The organism is Brachybacterium sp. JB7 (assembly GCF_003335205.1).
Classification (GTDB): Bacteria; Actinomycetota; Actinomycetes; order Actinomycetales; family Dermabacteraceae; genus Brachybacterium; species Brachybacterium alimentarium.
The window spans coordinates 1-24,255 of sequence record NZ_QPGN01000023.1 but is presented as its reverse complement, the minus strand read 5'-3'; the positions used below and the strand labels follow the sequence as shown (position 1 = coordinate 24,255).

Annotated in this window: 20 protein-coding genes; 9 read left to right on the top strand and 11 right to left on the bottom strand. The window is 68.9% G+C overall.

The window, feature by feature from the left end:
* Positions 1–35 precede the first annotated feature (35 nt).
* The 3 genes from CIK81_RS16395 to CIK81_RS16390 form a co-directional block, all read right to left on the bottom strand.
* A complete protein-coding gene (locus CIK81_RS16395) occupies positions 36–1,427 on the bottom strand; it encodes an IS1380 family transposase (protein ID WP_114355359.1) in 1,392 nt (463 codons plus the stop codon).
* A 102-nt stretch (positions 1,428–1,529) separates the two neighbouring features.
* Positions 1,530–1,712 (bottom strand): hypothetical protein, encoded by a 183-nt coding sequence (locus CIK81_RS18065; RefSeq protein WP_147272371.1) that lies wholly within the window; start codon positions 1,710–1,712, stop codon positions 1,530–1,532.
* On the bottom strand, positions 1,705–2,499 hold the full coding sequence (locus tag CIK81_RS16390) for a carbohydrate ABC transporter permease (protein WP_114355908.1): 795 nt from the start codon (positions 2,497–2,499) through the stop codon (positions 1,705–1,707). Before CIK81_RS16390 ends, CIK81_RS18065 begins: the two co-directional genes overlap by 8 nt.
* A gap of 250 nt (positions 2,500–2,749) precedes the next feature.
* Between CIK81_RS16390 and CIK81_RS16385 the strand changes: the two genes are divergently transcribed.
* Positions 2,750–4,141: an IS1380 family transposase gene (locus tag CIK81_RS16385; RefSeq protein WP_114355359.1), complete on the top strand. Its 1,392-nt coding sequence runs from the start codon at positions 2,750–2,752 to the stop codon at positions 4,139–4,141.
* A gap of 185 nt (positions 4,142–4,326) precedes the next feature.
* Here the strand turns inward: CIK81_RS16385 and CIK81_RS16380 are convergent, their stop codons facing one another.
* A complete protein-coding gene (locus CIK81_RS16380; protein ID WP_141393736.1) occupies positions 4,327–5,628 on the bottom strand; it encodes a sugar ABC transporter substrate-binding protein in 1,302 nt (433 codons plus the stop codon).
* A 265-nt stretch (positions 5,629–5,893) separates the two neighbouring features.
* On the opposite strand from CIK81_RS16380, the gene CIK81_RS16375 reads away from it, so the two are divergent.
* On the top strand, positions 5,894–7,540 hold the full coding sequence (locus tag CIK81_RS16375) for a glycoside hydrolase domain-containing protein (RefSeq protein WP_114355907.1): 1,647 nt from the start codon (positions 5,894–5,896) through the stop codon (positions 7,538–7,540).
* Positions 7,541–7,704: 164 nt separating this feature from the next.
* Here CIK81_RS16375 and CIK81_RS16370 read toward each other — a convergent pair whose 3' ends face one another.
* From CIK81_RS16370 to CIK81_RS16355, 4 genes are all read right to left on the bottom strand, one after another.
* Positions 7,705–7,917 (bottom strand): hypothetical protein, encoded by a 213-nt coding sequence (locus CIK81_RS16370; protein WP_096166618.1) that lies wholly within the window; start codon positions 7,915–7,917, stop codon positions 7,705–7,707.
* Positions 7,918–8,016: 99 nt separating this feature from the next.
* On the bottom strand, positions 8,017–8,313 hold the full coding sequence (locus CIK81_RS16365) for a DUF4235 domain-containing protein (protein WP_096197443.1): 297 nt from the start codon (positions 8,311–8,313) through the stop codon (positions 8,017–8,019).
* Positions 8,314–8,361: 48 nt separating this feature from the next.
* Positions 8,362–8,775, bottom strand: coding sequence for a DUF3618 domain-containing protein (locus CIK81_RS16360; RefSeq protein WP_114355906.1), 414 nt, complete (start codon positions 8,773–8,775; stop codon positions 8,362–8,364).
* Position 8,776: 1 nt separating this feature from the next.
* Positions 8,777–9,172, bottom strand: a complete 396-nt coding sequence (locus CIK81_RS16355; protein ID WP_114355905.1) for a phage holin family protein — start codon at positions 9,170–9,172, stop codon at positions 8,777–8,779.
* 524 nt (positions 9,173–9,696) lie between these two features.
* Between CIK81_RS16355 and CIK81_RS16350 the strand changes: the two genes are divergently transcribed.
* Positions 9,697–11,535, top strand: coding sequence for a thiamine pyrophosphate-requiring protein (locus CIK81_RS16350; RefSeq protein WP_114355904.1), 1,839 nt, complete (start codon positions 9,697–9,699; stop codon positions 11,533–11,535).
* Between the two features lie 151 nt (positions 11,536–11,686).
* On the top strand, positions 11,687–13,303 hold the full coding sequence (locus CIK81_RS16345) for an FMN-binding glutamate synthase family protein (RefSeq protein ID WP_199586393.1): 1,617 nt from the start codon (positions 11,687–11,689) through the stop codon (positions 13,301–13,303).
* Between the two features lie 107 nt (positions 13,304–13,410).
* Here CIK81_RS16345 and CIK81_RS16340 read toward each other — a convergent pair whose 3' ends face one another.
* Both CIK81_RS16340 and CIK81_RS16335 read right to left on the bottom strand, forming a co-directional pair.
* Positions 13,411–14,463, bottom strand: a complete 1,053-nt coding sequence (locus CIK81_RS16340) for a patatin-like phospholipase family protein (protein WP_114355903.1) — start codon at positions 14,461–14,463, stop codon at positions 13,411–13,413.
* Between the two features lie 157 nt (positions 14,464–14,620).
* A complete protein-coding gene (locus CIK81_RS16335; RefSeq protein WP_114304947.1) occupies positions 14,621–15,166 on the bottom strand; it encodes a YdeI/OmpD-associated family protein in 546 nt (181 codons plus the stop codon).
* A gap of 163 nt (positions 15,167–15,329) precedes the next feature.
* On the opposite strand from CIK81_RS16335, the gene CIK81_RS16330 reads away from it, so the two are divergent.
* Positions 15,330–15,908 carry an AAA family ATPase gene (locus CIK81_RS16330; RefSeq protein ID WP_096166625.1) on the top strand — a complete coding sequence of 193 codons (579 nt, stop codon included), beginning with the start codon at positions 15,330–15,332 and terminating at the stop codon, positions 15,906–15,908.
* Positions 15,909–16,346: 438 nt separating this feature from the next.
* Entirely contained in the window at positions 16,347–17,603 is a 1,257-nt protein-coding gene (locus CIK81_RS16320) for an MFS transporter (protein WP_114355902.1), read from the top strand.
* Positions 17,604–17,781: 178 nt separating this feature from the next.
* Here CIK81_RS16320 and CIK81_RS16315 read toward each other — a convergent pair whose 3' ends face one another.
* Positions 17,782–19,107 carry a hypothetical protein gene (locus tag CIK81_RS16315; RefSeq protein ID WP_114312089.1) on the bottom strand — a complete coding sequence of 442 codons (1,326 nt, stop codon included), beginning with the start codon at positions 19,105–19,107 and terminating at the stop codon, positions 17,782–17,784.
* Between the two features lie 238 nt (positions 19,108–19,345).
* Here CIK81_RS16315 and CIK81_RS16310 point away from each other — a divergent pair, with 238 nt between their 5' ends.
* The 3 genes from CIK81_RS16310 to CIK81_RS16300 form a co-directional block, all read left to right on the top strand.
* Complete coding sequence (locus CIK81_RS16310) at positions 19,346–20,494, top strand: MoxR family ATPase (protein ID WP_241964229.1); 1,149 nt, start codon at positions 19,346–19,348, stop codon at positions 20,492–20,494.
* Positions 20,491–21,849, top strand: coding sequence for a DUF58 domain-containing protein (locus CIK81_RS16305; protein WP_114355901.1), 1,359 nt, complete (start codon positions 20,491–20,493; stop codon positions 21,847–21,849). The genes CIK81_RS16310 and CIK81_RS16305 overlap by 4 nt, the downstream gene beginning before the upstream one ends.
* Positions 21,846–24,255, top strand: a 2,410-nt coding sequence (locus CIK81_RS16300; protein ID WP_147272370.1) for a DUF3488 and transglutaminase-like domain-containing protein, incomplete at its 3' end; no start/stop codon positions are given. The genes CIK81_RS16305 and CIK81_RS16300, both read left to right, overlap by 4 nt.

The window sequence follows — 24,255 nt, the reverse complement described above, 5'->3', positions numbered from 1 at the left end:
CCTTCAGAGAGTGCGGTCAGTGACAGGGCCGTGGGCTATCCAGCGGGGGCGGGCAACTGGGCGAGGCGGGCGTGGCCGGCCTGGACGATCCGAGCCCAGATCGACCGCTCCGAGAAGTGCAGGACCTGCTGTCGAGCATGGCGCGCGATAGTCGCGGGGATCTGGAACAAGCGGTGCCGGGCGCGTTTAGGCTCCCACCTCCTTGCGGGCTGGCCGGCATAGCCGAGCATCCCCATCCAAGCAGTAATCTCGCTGGCCAGGGCCACGATCTGGCACCAGATCCGGTTCTGCGCGAACGACGTCAGGGGCAGGTTCCGCAGGCCCATGTCCTTCGCCACGCGGATCCGGTCCTCGCAGCGAGCACGGCGACGGTGACGGAACTCGAGGTCCGCGAGCTGACCCTGCGTGGTGTTGGTCGCGAACGCCGTCAGGCGGTAGCCATCGACGTCATCGAACCGCAGTTGCGCACCGGGATGAGGGCGCTCGCGACGGACGATGACACGCATCCCGTCCGGCCAGTCCTCATCGAGGCCGAGCAGCCCCGTCAGCTCCGCGACGTCCGCTCCCTCCCGCACCTCGCCATCAGAGTTATAGGCGGGTTCCCAGACGTGCTTCGGGATCAGGCCGAACAGCTCCGGCGTATTCGCGGGCAGGGTGAACCCGACCGAGTACGAGACCCGCCGCTTCACCAACTCCTGCAGCGTCTTCTTCGTGCCGCCGGCCCCGTCGATCCGGACCAGCACCTTCCGCCCCGGCCGGGATCCCATCCCGACTTGGGCCAGCGCATCGGCGATCACGCTCTTATGGTCCGCTGCGGTGTTCGAGCCGGCGTTCCCGGGGCGCAGGAGACAGGCCAACATCTCTCCGGACCCGCCGGTGCCGTGGTCGACGAACGCGAGCAACGGATGGAATCCGAAGCCCTTCTTAAACGTCGGCCGCGCGAACTCCTTCTCGCTGTGAGAGGTCACCAGCGAAGCGTCCAGGTCGATGACCAGCGGGCTCTTCGCCGTGACCCCCGCGCTGGGAGCATACTCGCCGGCCAGGGCCCAGGCTCGACTGCGTGCTTTCCGGCGGGCGGCACTGATCGCATTCTCGACCGCCCGGGCGTCAGCCGCGAGGGTCGTCAGCAGGCGAGAGATCGTCGGATCCGAGGCCACGGACCCATACACATCAGGCTCCGCTCGGAGCGTGGCGACGTCAGCCAGGCAATCCCCACCGACCGCCAACATGAGCGCGAGATCGGTGAGGATCTTCCCCGGATCATGCCGCGAGAACGGCTTCCGCCACGGCGCCAGCGCCCTCGAAAGCTCGACGGCCAGGCCCGTCGCGCGGACGGTCTCGGTCAGCAACACACCACCGGCCTGACCGACCGCAGACACCGGCGCGACATCAACATGAGGACGTGGATACAACCCGGTAGCATTCACCCTGAAGGTGCTCCCTGAACTGGCGTGAAATGGACCTTAGACAAGCCCTATTCTTCCAGGTCAGGAGCACCTTCACCCATCACGACCCACCCCTCGGACACCTCAACGATGAAAGCCCGAGGCTAGCAACACCAGAGCGCCCAGCGCGACCGCCCAGGCGACGTCGCCACTACTGGGGTGGCGGGCTACCGTCCCGCGCGACGCGTCATTCTTGAGGTCATGTCGGGAGGTCTTGTGCGTCTCGGTGGGTCTATCAACTCTTGAGTCGGTGGTCAGTTCAGTCATCGGAGAGCACCTTTCTCTGCACGATCGCGATGGCCACGACAATCACAAACAGGATCATGGCCATCGCGCTCGCGTAACCCATCTGGAAGTTCTCAAAGCCTGCCTGATACAGGCGTACGACGATGGTGGCGGTGGCTCCGCCAGGACCGCCGCCGGTCATCACGTAGACCAGATCGAAGACCTGGAAGGACCAGATCGTCCCCAGAATAACCACCAGCAAGGTGATGGGACGCAACGAAGGGATCGTGATTTTGAACAGCTGCTGTATGCGGGAGGCGCCGTCGACGGACGAGGCCTCATAGAGCTCCGCAGGGACCGCGAGGATGCCCGCATAATAGATTACGAGGAAGTACCCGATATTCTTCCATACGGTCACCAGGATGATGGCCGCCAGCGCTAGGTTGGGGTTTCCGAGGACGTTTAACCCCGGCAACCCCAGCATGCCGAGGAACGAGTTGACCAGTCCTTGGTCCGTGCCGAGGATTGCGCGCCACACGACGGCGGCGACGACCAGTGAGGAGACCACGGGGACGAACAGTACTGAGCGCACGACTCGTCCGAATGCATTGCGGAAGCGCCGTACCACAGCTTCGGCTATTACTAGGGACAGAAAAGTCTGCAGGGGCACTGCGCCGAGCGTGTAGATGAGCGTGACGATCAATGCATCAACGAACGACGGGTCCTGGGACAGCAGCTGGTAGTTGTCGAGCCCGATCCACGTGGGGCTCCCCAGGACCGAGTAAGACGTGAAGCTGTAATACAGCGAAGTCAGGATCGGGATGATCATGACAACCAGGAGGATCGCGAAGCTCGGCAGGATGTACAGCGCCCCACTGAACGGCTTGCGGGCCTTGCGCGGTGAGGGCTGGGCAGTCCGGGAGAGTGTGTCTGTGCTGGAGGTGGACGCGGGGCTAGCCTCGGGCTTTCATCGTTGAGGTGTCCGAGGGGTGGGTCGTGATGGGTGAAGGTGCTCCTGACCTGGAAGAATAGGGCTTGTCTAAGGTCCATTTCACGCCAGTTCAGGGAGCACCTTCAGGGTGAATGCTACCGGGTTGTATCCACGTCCTCATGTTGATGTCGCGCCGGTGTCTGCGGTCGGTCAGGCCGGTGGTGTGTTGCTGACCGAGACCGTCCGCGCGACGGGCCTGGCCGTCGAGCTTTCGAGGGCGCTGGCGCCGTGGCGGAAGCCGTTCTCGCGGCATGATCCGGGGAAGATCCTCACCGATCTCGCGCTCATGTTGGCGGTCGGTGGGGATTGCCTGGCTGACGTCGCCACGCTCCGAGCGGAGCCTGATGTGTATGGGTCCGTGGCCTCGGATCCGACGATCTCTCGCCTGCTGACGACCCTCGCGGCTGACGCCCGGGCGGTCGAGAATGCGATCAGTGCCGCCCGCCGGAAAGCACGCAGTCGAGCCTGGGCCCTGGCCGGCGAGTATGCTCCCAGCGCGGGGGTCACGGCGAAGAGCCCGCTGGTCATCGACCTGGACGCTTCGCTGGTGACCTCTCACAGCGAGAAGGAGTTCGCGCGGCCGACGTTTAAGAAGGGCTTCGGATTCCATCCGTTGCTCGCGTTCGTCGACCACGGCACCGGCGGGTCCGGAGAGATGTTGGCCTGTCTCCTGCGCCCCGGGAACGCCGGCTCGAACACCGCAGCGGACCATAAGAGCGTGATCGCCGATGCGCTGGCCCAAGTCGGGATGGGATCCCGGCCGGGGCGGAAGGTGCTGGTCCGGATCGACGGGGCCGGCGGCACGAAGAAGACGCTGCAGGAGTTGGTGAAGCGGCGGGTCTCGTACTCGGTCGGGTTCACCCTGCCCGCGAATACGCCGGAGCTGTTCGGCCTGATCCCGAAGCACGTCTGGGAACCCGCCTATAACTCTGATGGCGAGGTGCGGGAGGGAGCGGACGTCGCGGAGCTGACGGGGCTGCTCGGCCTCGATGAGGACTGGCCGGACGGGATGCGTGTCATCGTCCGTCGCGAGCGCCCTCATCCCGGTGCGCAACTGCGGTTCGATGACGTCGATGGCTACCGCCTGACGGCGTTCGCGACCAACACCACGCAGGGTCAGCTCGCGGACCTCGAGTTCCGTCACCGTCGCCGTGCTCGCTGCGAGGACCGGATCCGCGTGGCGAAGGACATGGGCCTGCGGAACCTGCCCCTGACGTCGTTCGCGCAGAACCGGATCTGGTGCCAGATCGTGGCCCTGGCCAGCGAGATTACTGCTTGGATGGGGATGCTCGGCTATGCCGGCCAGCCCGCAAGGAGGTGGGAGCCTAAACGCGCCCGGCACCGCTTGTTCCAGATCCCCGCGACTATCGCGCGCCATGCTCGACAGCAGGTCCTGCACTTCTCGGAGCGGTCGATCTGGGCTCGGATCGTCCAGGCCGGCCACGCCCGCCTCGCCCAGTTGCCCGCCCCCGCTGGATAGCCCACGGCCCTGTCACTGACCGCACTCTCTGAAGGACCCACGGCCCTGGACGCCCGACCACCGCGACCGACACGCGGCGGACCGTCACACCCTCATGCCAGAATGAGTCCGCAAAGATCGGCAACGACGCCGACCGAGCGGACCTACCGACCCCATGAAAGATCGAGGCTAGTAGCGACCATCGTTCACACCCCTGCCGCGAGTGCCGCGTTGCCGGAGGCTGACGCATCAGAAAGAGCCTGCTCAGGAGTCTTGCGCCCGAGCACCATTTGCTGGAGATTCTCGAATAGTGCGTTATAAGCCGCATTACCTCGAGGCATTATCGGCAAGCCGCGAAGCATGTCCGTTTCGGCGAAAGTGTCCGAGAAGGGATCGTCGGTGTTCGGTCTTTCGTCGGAGCCGATGGGTGGGAAGTGCTGTACGTCGCTGTGGAATTTCTCCATGCTCTCTCCAGCGGTCAGGTGTTCAATGAGCGCCGTGCCGAGCTCCTTGTCAGGACATTTTTTGGTAAGGACAAGGGCGTCATTGGCGACAAAGGTTGCGCGCGTGGCATTAGTCAGCGAGTCGATGAAGCCTAGGTCCGCAATCTCCTCTGCGTACACGGGCAACTTGGCTGCGCTCCCGGGTGCGAAGACTGTCCTGCCCTCCAAGAACATCGTTTCGATGTCGTCGCTGTTGAGGCCGGAGACGTTCCGCGGCATCGTTTCCTTGACGAGGAAGTCATTGATGAAGTGTGCGGCCTCGAGCCCCTCTGGGCTGTTGAATGCTGTGCGGCTGCCGTCCTCCGTGAAAATCTCCCCACCGGCCTGCCACATAAACGGGAAATAGCATTCGTTCAGCATGCCGCGGGCCTGATTTCCCCAGGGCATCACGATGCCGGGGAGTCCGAGTTCACGATGGGCGAGTCCGGCGACCTCGGCGAGCTCGTCCCAGGTGGTGGGCAGTGCGGCGATCCCCGCCTGCTTCAGCAGTTCCTGGTTCGCCCAGATGACGCGTGCGTTGCCGACGACGTAAGGGACCCCATACTGGTGCCCGTCGAACTTTCCTTCCTCGAGGAAGAACATGCGTTGTCGGGCATCCTGTGACAGGTATTCGTCAACTGGGACGATTGCATCGGCGTCTACGTAGTCGCCCATCATCTCGGTGTACATGTAGCCAACGTCCGGCCCGGTGCCGCTGGACACGCCGGTGAGGTACCGCTCCTCGTAGCTGTCCCAAGTAGTCAGCGTGAGGTTGACCGGAGTGCCGTGCTCCTTGACGAAGGGTGCCAGAAGGTCCTCATAGACCTTTTTCTCATCCTGCACGCTGCCGTTGCCCTGGGGTGCAGGTAGCCAGAGCTCCAGTGCCCCGGTCGAAGAGGCTTTTTCGCCCCCGCAGCCCGCGACCGCCACTGTCAGGGCAGTTGCGCCGGCACCGGCCAGCACTGAGCGTCGCCTGATGGACGTCACTGTCATCATCTCCTCCTCATTGAGTTCACGGGCGTCCACGCACAGAAGGAACCTGCGACGGACAGTTCGGGCGCCTGGTGCACTGCCCACGATGCGTACCGGAGCTCTAAGCCTCGTGTCCAGCGGTGTCCATCCGAACGCGTGTTGCCTGCACAGCGGAGTCTAGCTGACTGTACGTGATTGTTTAGGTCAGATACACTCAAGATCACGCAAGTCCGACGAGGTGTTTTGCGTGCGGCGAGCCTGCGTATTGCCGGTCTCTGCCTCACCTCGATCCGATGTTGTATCCGAGGAGTGCTCACCAGTGATCTCTGTTCTGACCGATTCCCTGGAGAAGGTGCTCGGGGACGCCGCCCCGCGCCCTGCCGATCTGATCGGGGGTGCCCACGCCTCGGGGTTCCTCGGCGAGATGCTGTCCGTGCAGGTCGCGCTGCTCCTCGACGAGGCCGACGGCTCCACGGTGGACGTGCAGCTGAGCGGCTCTGCCGCCGGGCTGGTGCAGCTGAGTGCGGTGCGCCGCGTGCCGGTCTCCACGCCCGCGCCCGAGGAGCCCGACGAGCACTACCTGGTCACCGAACCGGGCGACTATCCCGACCTGCTCGAACCGCTCACCGGGGACACTGTGCAGCTGACGCCCGGCCGGTGGGAAGCACTCTGGATTGATGTCGTCGCCGAGTCGGAGACCGACGCAGGCGAGCACGAGCTGACGATCACGCTCCGCAGCCCGGACGGCGAGCACCTCCTCGCCGAGCACACCGCGCACCTGCAGATCCACCCTCACCGCCTGCCGCCGCTGTCGGTCACCAACACCCACTGGTTCCACGCGGACAGCCTCTCGACCTACTACGGCGTCGAGGTGTTCTCGGAGCGCCACTGGGAGCTCATCGAGACCTTCCTCGCCTCCGCGCGCGAGATGGACGTGAACTCGGTGCTCACCCCGACGTGGACGCCCCCGCTGGACACCGCCGAAGGCCACACCCGGCCCGTCGTCCAGCTCGTGGGCATCGAGGACACCGGCGGCGAGCACCGCTTCGACTTCTCCCGGCTGGACCGCTGGCTCGAGATCTGCCGACGGCTCGGCTTCACCGGCATCGAGATCGCCCACCTGTTCACCCAGTGGGGCGCACGCTCCACCCCGGCGATCCAGGTGCGCACGGCCGACGGGCTCGAGGACCGCTTCGGCTGGCACGTCGAGGCCACCTCACCGGACTACCGCCGACTGCTCGAGGCGCTGATCCCGGCACTGCGCTCCCATCTGGACGCGGCCTGGGACGGGGACGTGCTGTGGCACGTCAGCGACGAGCCGAGCCAGGAGCACCTCGAGGCGTACACGGCGGCGAAGGCCCAGGTCTCGGACCTGCTCGAGGGCGCCCACGTGGTGGACGCCCTGAGCTCCTTCACCTACGCCGAGCAGGGCGTGGTCGCGACCCCGATCGTCGCCACCGACCACGTCGGCCCCTTCCTCGAGGCCGGACGGACGCCCTGGGTGTACTACTGCGTATCCCAGAACCGCGACGTCGCCAACCGCTTCATCGCCCTGCCGTCGGTGCGCAACCGGGTGCTCGGCCGGCAGCTGTTCGCGTTCGACGCGCCAGGATTCCTGCACTGGGGCTACAACTTCTGGTGGACCCAGTTCTCCCTCGCCCCGGTCGACCCGTTCACGGACACCTGCGCGGGCGGCCCGTTCTTCGGCGGCGACGCCTTCGCGGTCTATCCCGGGCCGGACGGCACGCCCTGGCTGTCGATCCGGCACCGGGTGTTCGCTCAGGCCATGGCCGACCACCGCGCCCTGACCCTGCTCGCCGAACTCACCGACCGACCGAGCGCCAAGGCACTGATCGACGAGGGCGGGACCCTGACCTACTCGTCGTTCTCCTACGACGTCGCCGAGCACCTGGCTTCACGCCATGAAGTTGACGAGCGGATCCTCGCGGCATTGGCCGCAAACTGACCCGAGCGGAATCTGCCCTGTCCGGACTTGCGATCCGGGGCGGTGTTTGTGAGAACTGAGAACAGTGCCGTAAGACGGGGCGGAGTTCTAGTGTATTCAGGGTTTTCGCAAGTCAACGCGACCGACCTGTTTAGTGTCGAGTGCGTTCCCGCCGCCCGTGGTGCTCAGTACCCGTAGCCTCCGGACTCCTCGGCGTCCTCCTTCTGAGCCTCCTCGGTGCTGTCGTGCGTCTCGGCCTCGTCGTGGGAGAGCTTCTTGGTCTCCTCGTCTACACGGTCCTTGCGGTCGTGTTCCGGGGTGGCGTCGGACGAGCCCTGGTCCTCGGAGCCAGTCTGCGGATCGTCCCCGTCGGGATGATGGATGGGCGTGCTCGTCATGAGGGATCCTCCTGGATCTGCGAATTTTCTGGACGTGTGAACCTGTGGGCTGTGGGCTGTGGGCTGTGGGCTGTGGGCTGAGAGCTGTGCACCTGCCGCTCAGTCGCCCGGCCATTCGCCGAAGACCCGCTCGAACGCCCGGGCCCCGCCACGGTCCACGAGCGCCTTGACGGTCGCGTAGATAGCGCCCTGCACGGCGGCAGCGAGGACGATCTGCCGCAGCGGGAACTCAGATTCCAGGGCCTTGGGCGTGTCCTCGGAGCTGCTCGGGGAGGCGAGCTTCCAGATCTGTTTGAACAGGATCCCGGCGACCGCGCCGCTCGCGACGCCGCTCACCAGGCCGATGGGCCGGTAGAGCAGCTTGGCGGATGTGCTCGTGGATTTCTTGTGCGTCATGGGTGGTCTCCTTCGAGGCGCATGTGGGGTGGCTGGGGCGCGAGACGCTCAGCGGGCACGGAGCGCACCGATCGCCACGAGACCGGCGAGGATGCCGACGCCCGCGCCGAGGGTGATCCATGCGGTGGGGCTGGGGCGGCCGTCTTCCCCGGTGGCCGCGTCACGCGCCCGGCTGATCGAGGACTGCGCCGTCTGGCGGGCGTGCTCGGCCTGGCCTCGCACGCGTGAGGCGATGTCCTCCACCTGATGCTGTGCCTGCGTCGTGGGATCGAGCTTCCGGGAGAGCTCGCTGACGGTGTTCGCGAGTTCGCGACGGGTGCGGGCGATATCTGACTCGATGTCCTCGGGGGAGGCGTCGTCGGCCGGCTCGGGGGTCAGATCGGGAGGCCCGGCGGGATCGGTGGGCCGAAGGGGCGGCTTCCCGATGTCCTCCGCGCGAGGGCCGTTGTGGGCTGTGCTCATCTCAGATCCGTTCTGTGATCGCGTCGGCGTCCCGGCGCAAGGTGGCGACGGTCCGCTCGGGGGTCGGGGTCAGGCCCTCCGCCTTCTTCTTCCCCAGCAGTGCGGCGACGCCGGAGGCGAGGAAGACGACGACGGTGACGATCAGGGCCGCAGCCCATGGCGGCAGGACCAGCGCGAGCAGCAGGATCACCGTGGCGATCAGTGCTCCGAGCCCGAACCAGGCGAGCACTGCGCCTGCCCCGAACAATCCCGCTGCGGTCCCGCCCTGCTTGGCCTTCTCGGTGTATTCGGCGCGGGCGAGCTTCAGCTCGTCCCGCACCAGGCGCGAGGTCTGCTCCGACAGCCGATCGACGAGATGGGCGACGGAGGCTTCTTCCGGTGGATGGGGACTGCTCACGAGTGCTCCCTTCGGAACGTCGAGGCGACCGGTCCCAGTGCGAACCGGGGCTCGGGTCGCTCAACATCGGTACGAGACGTGCCGTGGATCACAGAGTAGGGCCGGCGCACGGCACCGCCCCTTCCGAAGAAGGCTCGGCAGCGCAACGTGGCGCCGTGACCTGGGATGTTGAGGGTTCGACGCGCTGCGGATCGTTCCTCGACCGGGTGGTCGCAGGACTCTGCCCGCGTGTGACCCTCAGCCTCCTGGCCGCGAAGCAGAGGGAGCCGATCAGGAAGCAGACCGTGCCCGCCGTCGGGCTCCGGTCCGTGCGCGTCGCCCGGCGCGCTCGGTGGCGAGCGGCCCGGGTCGCAGGCGGCCGACCGAGCGGACGCAGCACTGTTGTCCGCCTCGCGGGAGGGATACGTTGAGAGGCACCTGCCGGGCCCCGCATCGAGGATCCCGTGACCGCACGATCCCGTGGCCCGGGAGGGTGCCGCGTGGGAGCAGCGACGTGGCAGCGATCCAGCCGGAGGAGTTCTTCCATGACAGCCACCGTCAGCGACTTCGTGATCGATCGCCTGCAGGAGTGGGGCGTCGGCCGGGTGTTCGGATATCCCGGGGACGGGATCGGAGATCTCGACGGGGCGCTGGGCCGGGCCGAGCGCGCCGGCACGGGGGTGAGCTATGTGCGGCCCACCCACGAGGAGGTCAGCTCCCTCATGGCCACCGCCCACGCCAAATTCACCGGTGAGGTGGGCGTCTGCATCGCGACGTCGAGCCCCGGCGGTTTCCATATGCTCAACGGGCTCTACGACGCGAAGATGGACAACCAGCCGGTGGTCGCGATCGTCGGCCAGCAGCCCACGACATCGCTCGGGACCTTCGTGCAGCAGGAGAGCAACCTCGAGCGCGCCTTCGCGGACGTGGCCGTATACGTCCACACCGTGGTCGCGCCGGCACAGGCGCAGGCGGTGATCGACACCGCGTTCCGGACCGCCAGGCTCCGGCTCGGGCCCGCCGTCGTGATCCTTCCCCACGACGTCCAGGCCATGAAGATGCCGGACATGGCATCCCCCCGGCCCTCCGTGGCGCGGTCGAGCGCCGTGGCGCCGTCGATGTCCATCACGCCGCCGCCGGAGGAGATCGCGCGAGCAGCGGAGATCATCAACTCCGGCGCGAAGGTCACCTTCCTGGTCGGGCACGGGGCGGCCGGGGCGACCGCCGAGATCCTCGAGGCCGCGTCCCTCGTCGGCGCAGGGATCATCACCGCGCTGCGCGGAAAGCAGGTGGTGCCGTCGGACGTCCCCCACCACACCCAGCAGCTCGGCCTGCTGGGAAGCCTGCCGAGCGTGAAGCAGATGAAGGACTGCGACACGCTCGTGCTCCTCGGGACGAACTTCCCCTACAGCGAGTACCTCCCCCGCAGCGGGCAGGCCCGTGCCGTCCAGATCGACCTGAAGCCGGAGCACATGGGCCTGCGCTACCCCACGGAGCTGGATCTCTGGGGCGACGTCCGATCGACCCTGGCGGCTCTCATCCCGCATCTGGACCGGACCGACGATCTGTCCTGGCAGAACACCGCCGCGGACAACATGGTCGAGTGGGAGGCCGAGATGACCGCGCAGGCGATGGTGACCTACGAAGACGGGGTCAACCCGCGGCGCGTCTTCCACGAGCTGAACAAACGGCTCCCCGCGCAGGCGATCGTGACCGCTGACGCCGGGTCCACCGCGGACTGGTACGGGCACCACATCCGGCTCCGCGACGGCATGACCGGGGACCTCTCGGGCAGGCTCGCGACGATGCTCGGCGCGATGCCGTATGCGACGGCGGCGAAGTTCGCGTTCCCGGAACGGACCGTGGTGTGCACGATCGGTGACGGCGCCTTCCAGATGCTCGGGATGAACGAGCTCATCACGATCAAGAAGTATCTCGAGAGCTGGGGCGATGATCCCCGATTCATCGTCATCGTGCTCCACAACGACGACCTCACGCAGGTCTCCTGGGAGATGCGCACGCAGGATGCGAACCCCCTGTGGTCGACCGCCCAGGACGTCGAATCCGTGGACTATGCCGGATGGGCTGAGCTGCTGGGCTTCGCGGCATGGCGGGTCCGGTCCGACGACGACGTCGAGCCCGCCCTCGACGCGGCCTTCGCGACCCGGGGCGTCACCCTCATCGACGCCTACACCAGCAAGAACACCCCGCCCTTGCCACCGCACATCTCGGCCGAGTTCGCGAAGAACACCGGCATCGCGCTGCTGAAGGGGGACCCGGCGGAGCCGGGCGTCCTCACGGCGTCGGCCCAGGCCCTGCTGGTCGAAGGCGTCGAGCGGGCCAAGCAGAAGCTGCATCTCGGGCAGGACGAGGACCCCGACTAGAACCCGACCAGACCTCGACCAGACCATGAGCAGGCCTCGAACCGACCCTGACCGGGCCACGAGCAGACCCGCGAGCAGGCCCGCCGATCATCGGCCGGGCGCAGGCACCACCGACGAGACACCGAACTGACGAGCGACAGAGTGAGGCCCCATGAGTTCCCCCCGAATCCCCCGTTCCAGCCGGAAGCTCGCGGCCACGGCGATCGGGACCGCCGCTGTCGCGGCTCTCGGCGCCCGGGATCTTCTGCAGCGCAAGCACTCGATCCTGCGCATCTATCCGGTCATCGGTCGCGCTCGTTGGGCGTTCGAGGCGATCCGCCCCGAGATCCAGCAGTACTTCATCGAACGCGATACCGACGGCCGCCCGTTCGACCGTTCCACGCGCACGATGATCTATCAGCGGGCGAAGGGCCTGAGCGCGGACGACGCCTACGGCACCGAGAACGACATCACGGGTGCCGGATACGACCACATCCTCCACGCCTCCAGTCCGCTCGAGCCGATGCGCACACCGCCTCGCGTGCGGCTCGGCGGGCCCGACTGCACGCAGCCGTACGACACCGCGATGCTGAACGTGTCCTCGATGAGTTTCGGATCCCTCTCGGCGAACGCGGTCATGGCGATGAACTACGGCGCGAAGCACGGCGGGTTCGCCCAGGAGACCGGAGAGGGCGGACTGTCCAAATACCATCTGCGATACGGCGCCGACATCATCTGGAAGTTCGGATCGGGGTACTTCGGATGCAGAACGTCCGACGGACGATTCAACCCGGACGAGTTCTCCGAGAAGGCGGCCACGCCCGAGGTCAAGTGCATCCTCATCAAACTCAGCCAGGGCGCGAAGCCCGGTGTCGGCGGGGTGCTCCCGGCGGCGAAGATCACCCCCGAGATCGCTGAGGCGCGCGACGTCCCCCTCGGGAAGGACTGCGTCAGCCCGGCGGCGCACTCGGCCTTCAGCTCGCCGGTGGAGATGATGCACTTCGTGGCCCGGCTGCGGGAGCTGTCCGGCGGCAAGCCCGTCGGGATCAAGCTCTGCGTGGGTGAGCGCTCCGAGGTCCTGTCGATGTGCAAGGGCATGCTGGAGACCGGCATCACGCCGGACTGGATCTCGGTCGACGGCGCCGAGGGCGGAACCGGCGCAGCACCGCTGGAGTTCGAGGACCACGTCGGGACGCCGCTGTCCGACGCCCTCGTGATCGTCCACAACGCGCTCGTGGGGACGGGGCTGCGCGAAAGCGTCGCTCTCGGATGCTCGGGAAAGATCGCCGGCGGCAACGACATCATCCGGAAGATCGCCCTGGGGGCGGATTTCTGCAACGCGGCCCGGCCGATGATGATGGCGACCGGATGCATCCAGGCCCAACGGTGCAACACCAATACGTGCCCCAGCGGTGTGGCCACGCAGGACCCGCGGCGCAGCCGAGCAGTGGTCGTCGAGGACAAGGGGCCCCGGGTGATGCGGTATCAGCAGGCGACGGTGCGATCGGCCATGGAGCTGCTCGCTTCGATGGGGCTGGAGTCGTTCGACGACCTCGGCCCGCATCACGTGCTGCGACGCATCGATCCTGCGCGGGTGCTGACCTACGAGGACCTGTACACCTGGCTGGACGAGGGAGAGCTCCTGCACGGCACCGAGCACACCGCGTGGGCCCGGGACTGGGACATCGCCGATGCGCACCGTTTCCAGGGTGCGCGTCCGTCCCTCCAACGGCACCGCAAGCACCGCCGCACCGGCGAGCCCTCCCAGGAGCCGACGGACGGCCGGTAGGAAACTCTGCTCTCTGCTCTCTGCTCTCTGCTCTCTGCTCTGTGCCCCGTGCCCCGTGCCCCGTGCTCGCGCGCCCGCACGCAGAGGGCGACGGACATGTGGGCTGATCAGCCGGGGGAGCGGTAGGTGGCGATGTACTGCGCGAAGTCCCAGGCCTGCTGCGCGCCCGCCCCGTCGAGGAACTCCGTGGCAGCGCGCCTGCCCTGCTGATAGAGCATCTCGCGGTCCTCGTCGGAGAGGTCGAACTCGGTGGGCCGCACGGCATCGGTGTCGATGAAGATCGTGCGGGCCACGGCGTGGGAATCCTCGATGTGCATGCGGTCGTAGAACCCGGTGAGGGTGTTCAGCACGGCCTTGCCGAACGAGATCGGTCCGGAGATCCGGTTGACGGTGCCGAAGCCGTTCTCGGGGCGCGCGGAGAGCTTGATGCCGAAGGTGGGCCAGCGTGGCGGCTCGCCGTCCTCGCGATCGAACACGGAGACCGGGAAGTTCGAGAGCATCCCGCCGTCGACCAGCCACGAGGTGCCCCCGCCGAGGGTCTTCCACTTCGCAGGGCGGAAGAACAGCGGGATCGAGACCGACGCGCGCACGGCGTCGACCACGCGGAGCGTCGAGGGAGTGATCCCGAAGGCGTCGGCATCGGCGGGCAGGAGGCGCAGCCGACCGGCGGAGAGATCGGAGGCGGTGACCACGAGCCGGTACTCCTCTCCGTGGTGCCCATCGAGGTCCGGGTCCGGATCCCGGTAGCGCAGATCGGCGAAGGTGCCGGTGTGGTCCGGGCGGCCGTGGGTCGTCAGCTGCTCCTCCAGCCACCGCGCCAGGGCCGTGGTGCGGTAGATGCCGTTGTGCAGCAGCACGCTGAGCACCTTGCCCGGCAGGAGGCGCACCCAGAAGGGGCCGTCCTGGAACATCCGGTAGTCCGTCTCCCGCAGGATCTGCACGAGCGTCGAGGCGGGAATATCCGCCGTGACCAGCGCACCGGCGATGGAACCCGCCGAGGAGCCGGCCACCCGGTTCACGCGATAGCCGCGCTCCTCGAGCACCTCGATCGCCCCGGCCAGGGCGATGCCCTTGACGCCGCCGCCCTCGAGCACGAGGTCCACGCGCTGCCCGCCGGAGATGTTGCTCGAGCGGGACGGACTGTGATGCGGAACGGCCATTCGACCAGCGTAAGCGTGGTGACCGACGGTCGATGCCGAAGCGGCCCACGGACAACACCTGGTGCGGTGCCGTCGGACGGTCCATCCAAGGACAAGGCTTGAGGTTGGCTCGGCGCCGGGCGCCGACCTTGCGGCTTATCTCGTGGCGCTCAGCCACTCACTCGATGCCGAGCAGCTTCCCGCTCCTGGACAGTTCGGGGTCAGTGCAGGAGGAGAGGTCGAAGCAGCAGGGTCGGCGACTGCCCTTGCGGAGCTTGTCGATCGACACGTCCACGCGCTTGGCACGGGTGTCGGCGTTCTTCGTGGCGCCCACCCAGCGCACCCACTCCCACCGGGCCATCGGGGTGATGGAGTCCCACTGCTGCTCGACGTCGTCCGCGCTCTCGAGCGCGGCCCCGAGATCCTCGGGCACCTCGGGCTCCGGCCACCGGGCTGCGGTGGTGAGGGTGAAGGTGAGGCGCGTCCCGTCGGCCGCCTTCAGAGCGGCCGCGAGCTCATCGTTCAGGGAGATCCAGTGGCCCTTGCGGCCGTCGGGCTCGAGCACCAGCTCGACCTCGTGATCGCCCAGGGCGCCCACCATCGCGACCTGCCCGCGGGAGGGCAGCTGTGCGCTCACGTCCTCCGGCAGGGGAGCGATCAAACGCTCGCCGATCGCATGCACGGTCGCCCGCCCCTCGATGGTGACGGTCTTCTTCGCAGCCATGGGAATGCTCCTCGGATCGAGAGCGGATCGGATGCGGCTCAGTTTACGAGGCTCACCCGTGCGTGCGACGGGGCGTCGTCCACGGAGGGCGTCATCAAGGCTGAGCGGTGCCCGCCTCGGAAAACCGTTGGCTCCTTCCGGAGACGCGACCTACGGTGCCTTCATGACGCCTGTCGACCCCTCTCCCGTCGGCTCCGCACGCCTCGAGGCTCTCGACGCGGGCCGGGCGATCCTGCTGGTCACGGGACCGCCCGGGGCGGGGAAGTCCACGGTGACTACACTGCTCGCCCGGAGGCTCCGCCGTTCGGCTCTGCTCGACGGCGATTTCATCGCCCGGCTCGTCGTGAGTGGATACGTCTGGCCCCTCGGGGAGCCCGCCGACGAGGCGGCGCGGCAAGTGGCCCTGTGCAACCAGAACCTCTGCGCTCTCGCACAGAACATCGCGTCGGCCGGGATCACTCCGGTCATCGACTGGATCATCCCCGACAGGGCTCAGTTCGTTGTGTTCGCGACGGCGCTCGGGGCGTGGGGTCTGCGCCCGGTGGTGCTGGCTCCCGACCCTGCCGAGTGCGTGGCCAGGAACCGACAGCGGGACGAGCGAGAGCGGTTCGACTTCGACGACCATGCGGGGGTCATCGCGCGGATGCATCAAGCGTTCGGGGCGGACGTGCTCTGGGTCGACTCCACTCACCTCAGCCCGGAGGAGACGGCGGATCTGATCGTGGAGAGATCCGCCAGCTAGGCGACGTCTCGCATCCTGTGCCGCCCCTGTCGCACCCCGAGGGGGCTGAGGCCGGGGTCATCCCCGTCGTGTCCGTCTGCCTGGCCGTGCCGGATGAGCAGGATCCTGTCCATGTCGACAACGTAACAAGGACAGATGCGGTGGCAGCCTGATTCCTCACCGGGATCGGTGACGAGCGCGTGGGCCTGGGGACGCACCATCCGTCGCCCTCGTCGCGCCCCTCTGACGCGCTCGTCGCGGCCCGCCCTCTGGACCCTCCGTGCCCTGCGCACGCCGCCGCGAGTACCGTGGTCGAACTCCCGCTGCGCGGGCCCCGCACCTCCCCGTTCGAAGGAGTCCAGTGCCCGTTCAGCTCGTGCTCGCCGCGCCGCGATGTGTCGTCCCGACGGGCCCGACGGGGCGGACAATGTCGACGGGGTCGATGGGGTCTGACCTGGCATGACCACAGACGTCTCCCCGCGCCCGCGCCGCTTCGGCCCGCTGCGCGACAAGCACTCCCGGCCGTATCTGATCACCGCCGGCATGTCGATGATGGGCGACAACATCGAGCACGTCATCACCTACTGGGTGCTCTGGCAGACGTTCCACTCGCCCTGGCTGGTCGGCTTCCAGGTGATCAGCCACTGGCTGCCCTTCCTCCTGTTCTCCGTGGTCTTCGGCGGGCTCGCCGAGAAGTACGACTGCCGACGCATCATCCAGATCGCCCAGGGGCTGTTCGCTCTCGTGTCCCTGGGATGGGGGCTGCTGTTCCTGACCGGCACCCTGGAGATGTGGAGCGCCTGCGTGCTGCTGGTGCTGCACGGCTGCGCCGGGGCACTGTGGGGCCCGGCTGAACAGCTCATGCTCCACGACTTCGCCGAGCCCCGTGAGCTGCCCAGCGCGGTGCGGCTGAACGCGACCTTCAAGAGCCTGGGCGTGCTCGCCGGGCCCGTGGTCGGCTCCGCGCTGCTCCTGCTGCTCGGCCCCACCTGGGGCATCTTCGCGAACATCCTGTTCTACCTGCCGATGACGCTGCTCATGGCGCGCACGCCCTTCACCGGGCACTCCCGCAGCGGCCTGGTGATGCGCGAACGGGTCTCGATCCTGGACACCCCGCGCGTGATCCGCAGTGTCGCGGACGACAAGGTGCTGGTGGGCATGATCGCGCTCGCCGGTCTGATCGCCGTGTGCGTCGGCTCCTCCCTGACGGTCGCCATGCCCAACTTCGCCGACACCCTCGGTGCGGGGGACGAGGGCGGCCTCGGCTATGGGCTGCTGCTGTTCGCCAACGGCATCGGCGGGGTGATCGGCGGCTTCCTGCTCGAGGCCACGGGACTCATCAAGGCCGACGTGAAGGCCGCGATCGTGGCGGCCGTGATGTTCGGACTGACCAGTCTCATCGTCGCGACCACCTCGCACTACGGGATCGCCCTGGCGGCACTGGTCCTGGGAGGCATCGCGAACCTGGCGGCCACCTCGGTGGGGCAGGCGATCGTGCAGCTGCGTGCTCCGGCGGACCGGCGCGGCCGGGTCGTCGGCGTCTACGGGATGGTCGGCAGCGGCATGCGCACCGGCAACGGCATCACGATCGCCTGGCTTGGCGCTCTGGTCGGTGTGAGCGGCGCCGTGGCCGTGGGCGGCATCGGCCTGATGGTGGGTGCTGTGCTGATCGCCGTGCTCACCGGACTGCAGACGGCACGCGGCCGACGGGCCTGAACCTGCCGACGGGCAGACGGGCCGTCGCACCCGACGAGGACAGTGCACGGCCCGACGGGGTCAGTACCATGGCCGGATGTGGCCCGCGCACAGCCGCACGAGCCTGTGCATCACCGGACGGGCGGCTCAGCGCATGCGGTGGCGCAGGAGGCCGACGAGCTCAGTGCATTCAGCGGAGTCAGTGCATACGGTGGCGCAGGAGGCCGACGCCCAGGGCGATCGCGCCGCCGCTCACCGCGGTCGCGGTGATCGTGGCCGACGCGCTCACGTCGATGCCGGTCGTCGCACGATGATCGGATCCGGCGTCCGAGGGGGAGCCCTCCGCCACGTCGTCGCCCGACGAGTGCGAATCGTCCGCACCGACCTCTCCGGAATCGTGAGAAGCCGTGTCACCGGCGTCCTGCGACGGGGCGGGCTGCTGCGGATCGGTCGACGAGTCCCCACCGGACTCCTCGGAGCCGGACGAGCTCCCTGCGCTGTCGGACTCCTCGGAACCGTTCGCGCTCGGATCGTCGGCGTCGGCGTCGGCGGTGGCGTCAGGGTCCGCGGGATCGGCATCGTCCGAGCCCGTGGAATCCGACTCGTCGGAGCCCCCGGACCCCGAATCCGTCGAGCTGGAGCTGCCGGAGCTCGCGTCGTCGTCCGAGGAGCCACCTGAGCTGCCCGAGCTGCCTGAGCTGTCGGGCTCGTCGGAGTCGCCTGAACTGCTGGAACCGCCGGTGTTCGACCCGGAGCTGTCGGAGTCCTGGGACCCCGTGCCCTGGGACCCCGTTCCCTGGGAGCCCGAGTCACCGGATCCCGAATCGTTCGAGCCGGAACCGTGGGAGCCTGCGTCATCCGAGTCGGAGCCGCCGGATCCCCCCGAACCGGAACTCGAGCCGTTCGAGCCCGAGCCCGAGTCGTCGGACCCGGAATCGTCGGAATCGGAGTTGTCGGAGTCGGAACCGTCTGCATTCGACTGGTCGTCGTCGCTGGCGGCGTCGTCGTCCTTGCTGGTGCCGTCGCCCTCGGTGCCCTCGCCGCTGTCGTCGTCGTTGTCGTCCTTCGAGTCATCCCCACCGCCGTCCGAGGGCTCGGGGTCATCAGGTGCAGGCTCGGCCTCGGCCACGTCGAAGCTGATGTCGGCGTTGTTGCGCTCGCCCTGCAGGACGATCTGGACGATGTGCTCACCGGGTTCCTCGGGCACGAACGTATAGCTCACGCGCCCGTTCCGGTCGCTCGTGATCCCCTCGGACTGCGACTCGGCTCCGGCGACGTTGACGGTTCCGCGGGTCTGTTCACCGACGGGGAAGCAGATTCCCGAGACGGTGACGGGCTGGCCCACGGTCGGGTCGCCCGAATCCCCGGCGACGCTGAGCGTCGCGGGCTTGTTGCACACCTCGCCCTGGGTGTCGGCCGCCGGGGGCGTGGGGTCACCCAGCGCCGCGGGCGCGACCCCTGCAGACGCCACCAGCGCCACGCCTGCACCCAGGCAGGCGAGCGTGGAACGGCCTCGGGTGATCACAGAAAGACTCCTCGGTAATGAAGATCAACCCGGCTACCCTATGAGCAGGCCCAGCGGAGTGCGCCCATGCGGGATTCATCGCTGGGCAAACTCTTCGCGAACACTTCTGCGGGCGACACATCCAAGGAGCATCCCCATGACGCAGTCCGAGGCAGCCGGCGACGCTTCTTATCGTGGAGGGGAAGAGTCCCGCCGAACCGCCGCTGCGGCCGCTCCGAACAGCGATGACGCTCCTGCGATGAGTCCGGCGCCCACGAGTTCTGCGCCCACTGGTCCTGCGTCCACGGGGCCCGAACACGTCCGCCTGGGACCCGTCGACCCAGACGCCTCGGGTCTTGACCCCGTCGGCCCCGACACCGCTGACCCCGACACCACCGGCCCCGACACCACCGGCCCGGAGCCCATCGACCCCGAGCTTCCGATCACCGAGGCCGAGGTGCGGGAGATCGCTGCCGAGGCGGAGGGCGTGATCGCCGAGATCTCGACCATCGTCGAGGGAAAGCGCGAAGTGGCCCAGATCGCCCTGCTCGTGCTGCTCGCCGGAGGCCACCTGCTGATCGAGGACATCCCCGGGGTCGGCAAGACGATGCTCGCCAAGTCCCTCGCCGCCGCGCTCGGCGCCGAGCGCCACCGCATCCAGTTCACGCCCGATCTGCTGCCCGGCGACGTCACCGGCGCCAGCATCTTCAACCAGTCGACCAGCGAGTTCGAGTTCCGCCCCGGCGCCGTGTTCACCCAGATCCTGCTGGCAGACGAGATCAACCGCGCCTCCCCGAAGACCCAGTCGGCGCTCCTGGAGGCCATGGAGGAGCGGCAGGTCAGCGTCGACGGCACCACCTACGAGCTCGAGGAGCCGTTCATGGTGGTGGCCACCGCGAACCCCGTCGAGATGGAGGGCACCTACCGCCTGCCCGAGGCGCAGCGCGACCGGTTCCTCGCCCAGACCTCCATGGGCTATCCCGTGCCGTCGGCCGAGTCGCGGATGCTGGCCGCGCAGGCGGGGCCCGTCCCCCGCGGCGATCGCGACGTGCTCGATGCCGTGCGCACCCGCACCACGCCCGAGCGGATCGCGGAGCACGTGCGCAGGGTGCGCCGCATCCACGCCTCGCCCCAGATCCTCGACTACGTGGTGCGCCTGGCGGACGCGACCCGCAGCCATCCACAGGTCAGCCTCGGCGCCTCGCCCCGTGCCGCGGTGCACCTGGTGCGGGCCGCCAAGGCGCATGCGGCGCTCGTCGGCCGCACCTATGTGGACCCCGAGGACGTCCGGGCCGTGATCATGCCGGTCTGGCGCCATCGCATGCACCTGACCCCGCAGGCCCTCTCGCGGGGCGGGAGCGCGGGGGAGCTGGTCGACCAGGTGCTGAAGGGCACCTCGCTGACGTGACGCCGCGGCCCGGGACGGTTCTGCGGCCCACCGCGCGGGGCGTCGTCGTCGCCGTGCTGGCCGTGCTGTGCTGGGTGCTCTCGGACCTCACGCGCCTGCTGCCCGCCCGCTATCTCGCCGCCGCCCTGCTGCTAGCACTGCTGGTCGGCGGTATCGGGATCGTGCTGGGCAGCATCGGACTGCGCGCCCGCCGCCAGGTGATCGACGACGCCGGGCCCGTCGGGGCCGTCGCCCGGGTGCAGCTCGAGCTGGTCGGGAACCCGCCGCTGACGGTGCTGCCGCTGGCCCGCGGCGCCGTGCGCGAGCACCTGCCCGGGGCGCTCGGCGGGCAGGGTGATCTCCCCTTGGGTCGACGCATGCCGCATGTGCTCCCGGTGCGCCACCGTGGAACCCATGAGCTGGGTCCCTACAGCCTCCTCGTGCGCGACCTGTTCGGCCTGTTCCACCTGCGTCGCACCTCCGAGGACGCCCTGCGCATCACCGGGCTGCCCGTGCTCACCGAGATGGCCCCGGCCGCCGAGCGGGCCGCCGGGATCACGCGGGACGGGGCGCTCGGCGCGATGGCCGTCTCCGGGGTGGGGGAGATCGGCCCGATCGCCCGGCCCTACGCCGCCGGCGACGACATCCGCCGCATCCACTGGCGGGCGAGCGCACGCACCGGCCAGCTCATGACCCGCGAGGACGAGCCCGCCGCCGGGCTCAGCGCCGTGATCGTCCTGGACACGACGCGACGCGGGGAGACGGATCCCGCGGTCGAGGACCGCCTGGTCTCCCACGCCGCGACCGTGCTGGACAGCCTCGGGATCAACGGCTGGGACGTGCGCATCGTCGACGCCTCCGGCGACGAGATCACCCGCAGCGGCCGCCGCCGCGGCATCCCCGGCCCCTCCCTGCTGGGCAGTGAGGCCGATGCCGTCGAGCAGCGCGCCTCCCTGATGGCCCTGGCCGGCGTCGTCTTCGACGACGACGAGGCCGCGCGCGTGCGAGTGGGCATCGACCATGCTGCCGGGCAGACGGCCCTCGCCATCGCCTTCGGCGTCGACCACGGCGACCCCTTCGAAGGGCTCCAGCTGGATCGCTTCGCCGGCCGCGCCACCCACCGCACGGCCATCGCCCTGCGCCCCGCCTACGAGGAGGCCGACGGCGAGCATCCCCGTCGGGCCCGACGCATCGGCCCGGCCGACGGCGACGACTTCGGACGGGCCCACGAGGAGCACGCCGCCCAGCTCGCCGCCGCCCGGGAGGACGCGCCACCGGTCCGCTCGCGCCTGGGCGGCTGGACGCTCGTGCGCGGCACCACGGCCGACTCCCTGGACGACCTGCTCACCGCGGCCGACGCGGAGGAGACCGCATGAGCCCCCTGATGGGCAGGCCGTCGCTGCGCGGGACCGCCCTGCTCGGCCGCGAGCTCGCCCTGCTGCTCGCGATCCTGATCTCCTCCGCCCCGCTGTCGATGCTGTTGGACGGCTCCTCCTGGCTCACGCTCACCCTCGCCGCGACGGCTCCCGTGATCGTGAGCGGGGCGGTGCTGCGCTCGCTGCTGCGGCACCTGTGGCTGGTGCCTCTCGCGCAGCTCGTCGTGCTCGCGGTGATGCTGCTGGTGATGGAGAGCGTGCAGGGGCTCGTGAGCGTCTCCGACGGCCCGATCGCGCTGGTCACCGCGCAGACCTCGATCTTCCCCGGGGCGATGAGCGAGCTGGCCTCCGGCACGGCCCCGATGACCCTGGGCTCGCGCGGCACCGTCGCCGTGGTGCTGCTGATGGCGCTGGGCACCCTGATCCTGGACCTGGTCTACGTGGACCTCGGCTGGCACACTCCCACCGGCCTCGCGCTCCTGGGCACGCTGCTGATCCCCGCCCTGCAGGCGCCTGAGGGCGGGAGCTGGTGGACCGTCGCCGGCCCGGTCCTCGCCGGGCTGCTGATCCTCGCCACCCGCACCCTGCACGCCGACCCCAGCTATATCGAGGGCGATCGTCGGCCGCAGGCGGGACCGCTGCCGATGCCGCTGCGCACCGCCGGCGCGGCCGTGGTGGGCACGCTGCTGATCGCCTCGCTGGCGATGCCGCTCGGCGCCGCCCTGCCCCAGATCGCCCCCACCCAGGTCGCGCTGGACATGGACGTGATCAACCAGTGGCAGAACCGGGACATGCCGCAGCTGGGCCCGGTGATGATCGACGACGACATCTCCGTGCGCCGCTCCCTGCTCGAGCAGTCCGACGCGGAGGTGCTGCGCTACTCGACCACCGCCGCCGAGCCGTCCTACCTGCGCCTGCGCACGCTGAACAGCTTCGACGGGGAGAACTTCACGGCCGACGTCTCGGGCGAGGAGCCGCTGCTCGGGCGCACCGCGTTCTCCGACGCCCGGACCGACGGCACCGCCGTGGCCGGAACTTCCGCGGACCTCGAGACCACCGAGATCAGCGTGGAGGACCTCGCCGGGGACCGCCTGCCCGCCCCGTCGGACATCCGCCGCGTGACCACCTCGGACGCCGAGGTCTCCGACGCGCTCTCGGTGCAGCCCACCAACGGCGAGATCGCGATGAGCGGTGTGCGCACGAGCCTCGTGGGGCTGGGCTACACCGTGACGACCGAGACCAGCCCCGCCTCGCCGGAGGCGCTGCGCACCGTGGACCCCGCCGTGTTCGACCAGCCCCTCGAGGCCGGCTACATCCGCACCGAGGAGGTCCCGCAGATCGCGGTGGACCTCGCCGACCAGGTCCGGGCGGACGCCGGCGCGGAGAACGCCTTCGACACCGCGGTCGCCTATCAGGAGTACTTCAACAGCTCCTTCGCCTACTCCCTGACCGTCAACTCCCCGCCGGGGGAGGACCCGCTGGAGTCCTTCCTCGCCGACCGGATCGGCTACTGCGAGCAGTTCGCCGCCTCGTTCGCCCTGATGATGACCTCCCAGGGATACCCGACGCGAGTGGCCATCGGCTTCACCCCCGGCGAGCAGGACGGCGACCAGTGGTCCGTGACCGCGAAGAACGCCCACGCCTGGCCCGAGGTGTGGTTCGGCCCCGAATACGGCTGGGTGCGGTTCGAGCCGACGCCCTCCGCTGCGGCCAACGGCGTGAGCACCCCGTCGGTCACCGAGGACGGCTCCGGCCAGGACGACTCGGACGCCGCCGAGGAGCCCAGCGAGGCTCCCACCACGGAGGGCCCCGAGGAGGCTTCGGCGAGCGAGGAGGCCGTCACCACGGAGGATCCGGCACGCAGCGCGGACGCTTCCACCTCGGACGGCGGCGGCCTGGTCACCGACCCCGCCACCGTGCAGCGCGTCGAGGGCGGTGTGTTCACCCTGCTCATCCTCGGCTTCCTGGTCGCCGCGGGAGGCGCGGCCGCTGTGGTCCTGGTGCGGCGCCATCGCGTGAACTCGCGCGACGCCCGCTGGGATCAGTACGTGCAGGGTGCGACCGGCGATGATGCGGAGGGTGAGCGCGGCTCGGGCGACGGGGCAGGGGACGGGCCGCTCGATCCGGCCGACGCCGCGATCCTCGCCGAGCGCATCCGACGCCGCGCCGGTGAACTGGCATGGACGGAGCTGACCTGGGAGCTCGTGGTGCGCGACCGTGTGCTCCGCCTGATCGGCTGGACCGGCGCCTGGGGTTCGCCCCCGCAGCGCATCGCCCTGGACGACTCCCTGCCCCCGGGCCGAGCGCTCGAGGACCTGCTGGCACAGATCGCCGCCGGCGACACCGAGGTCACGGGCGTGGAGATCGCCGGCGCCCTCGCCGACTTCCGCATGCAGGAGCTGGACA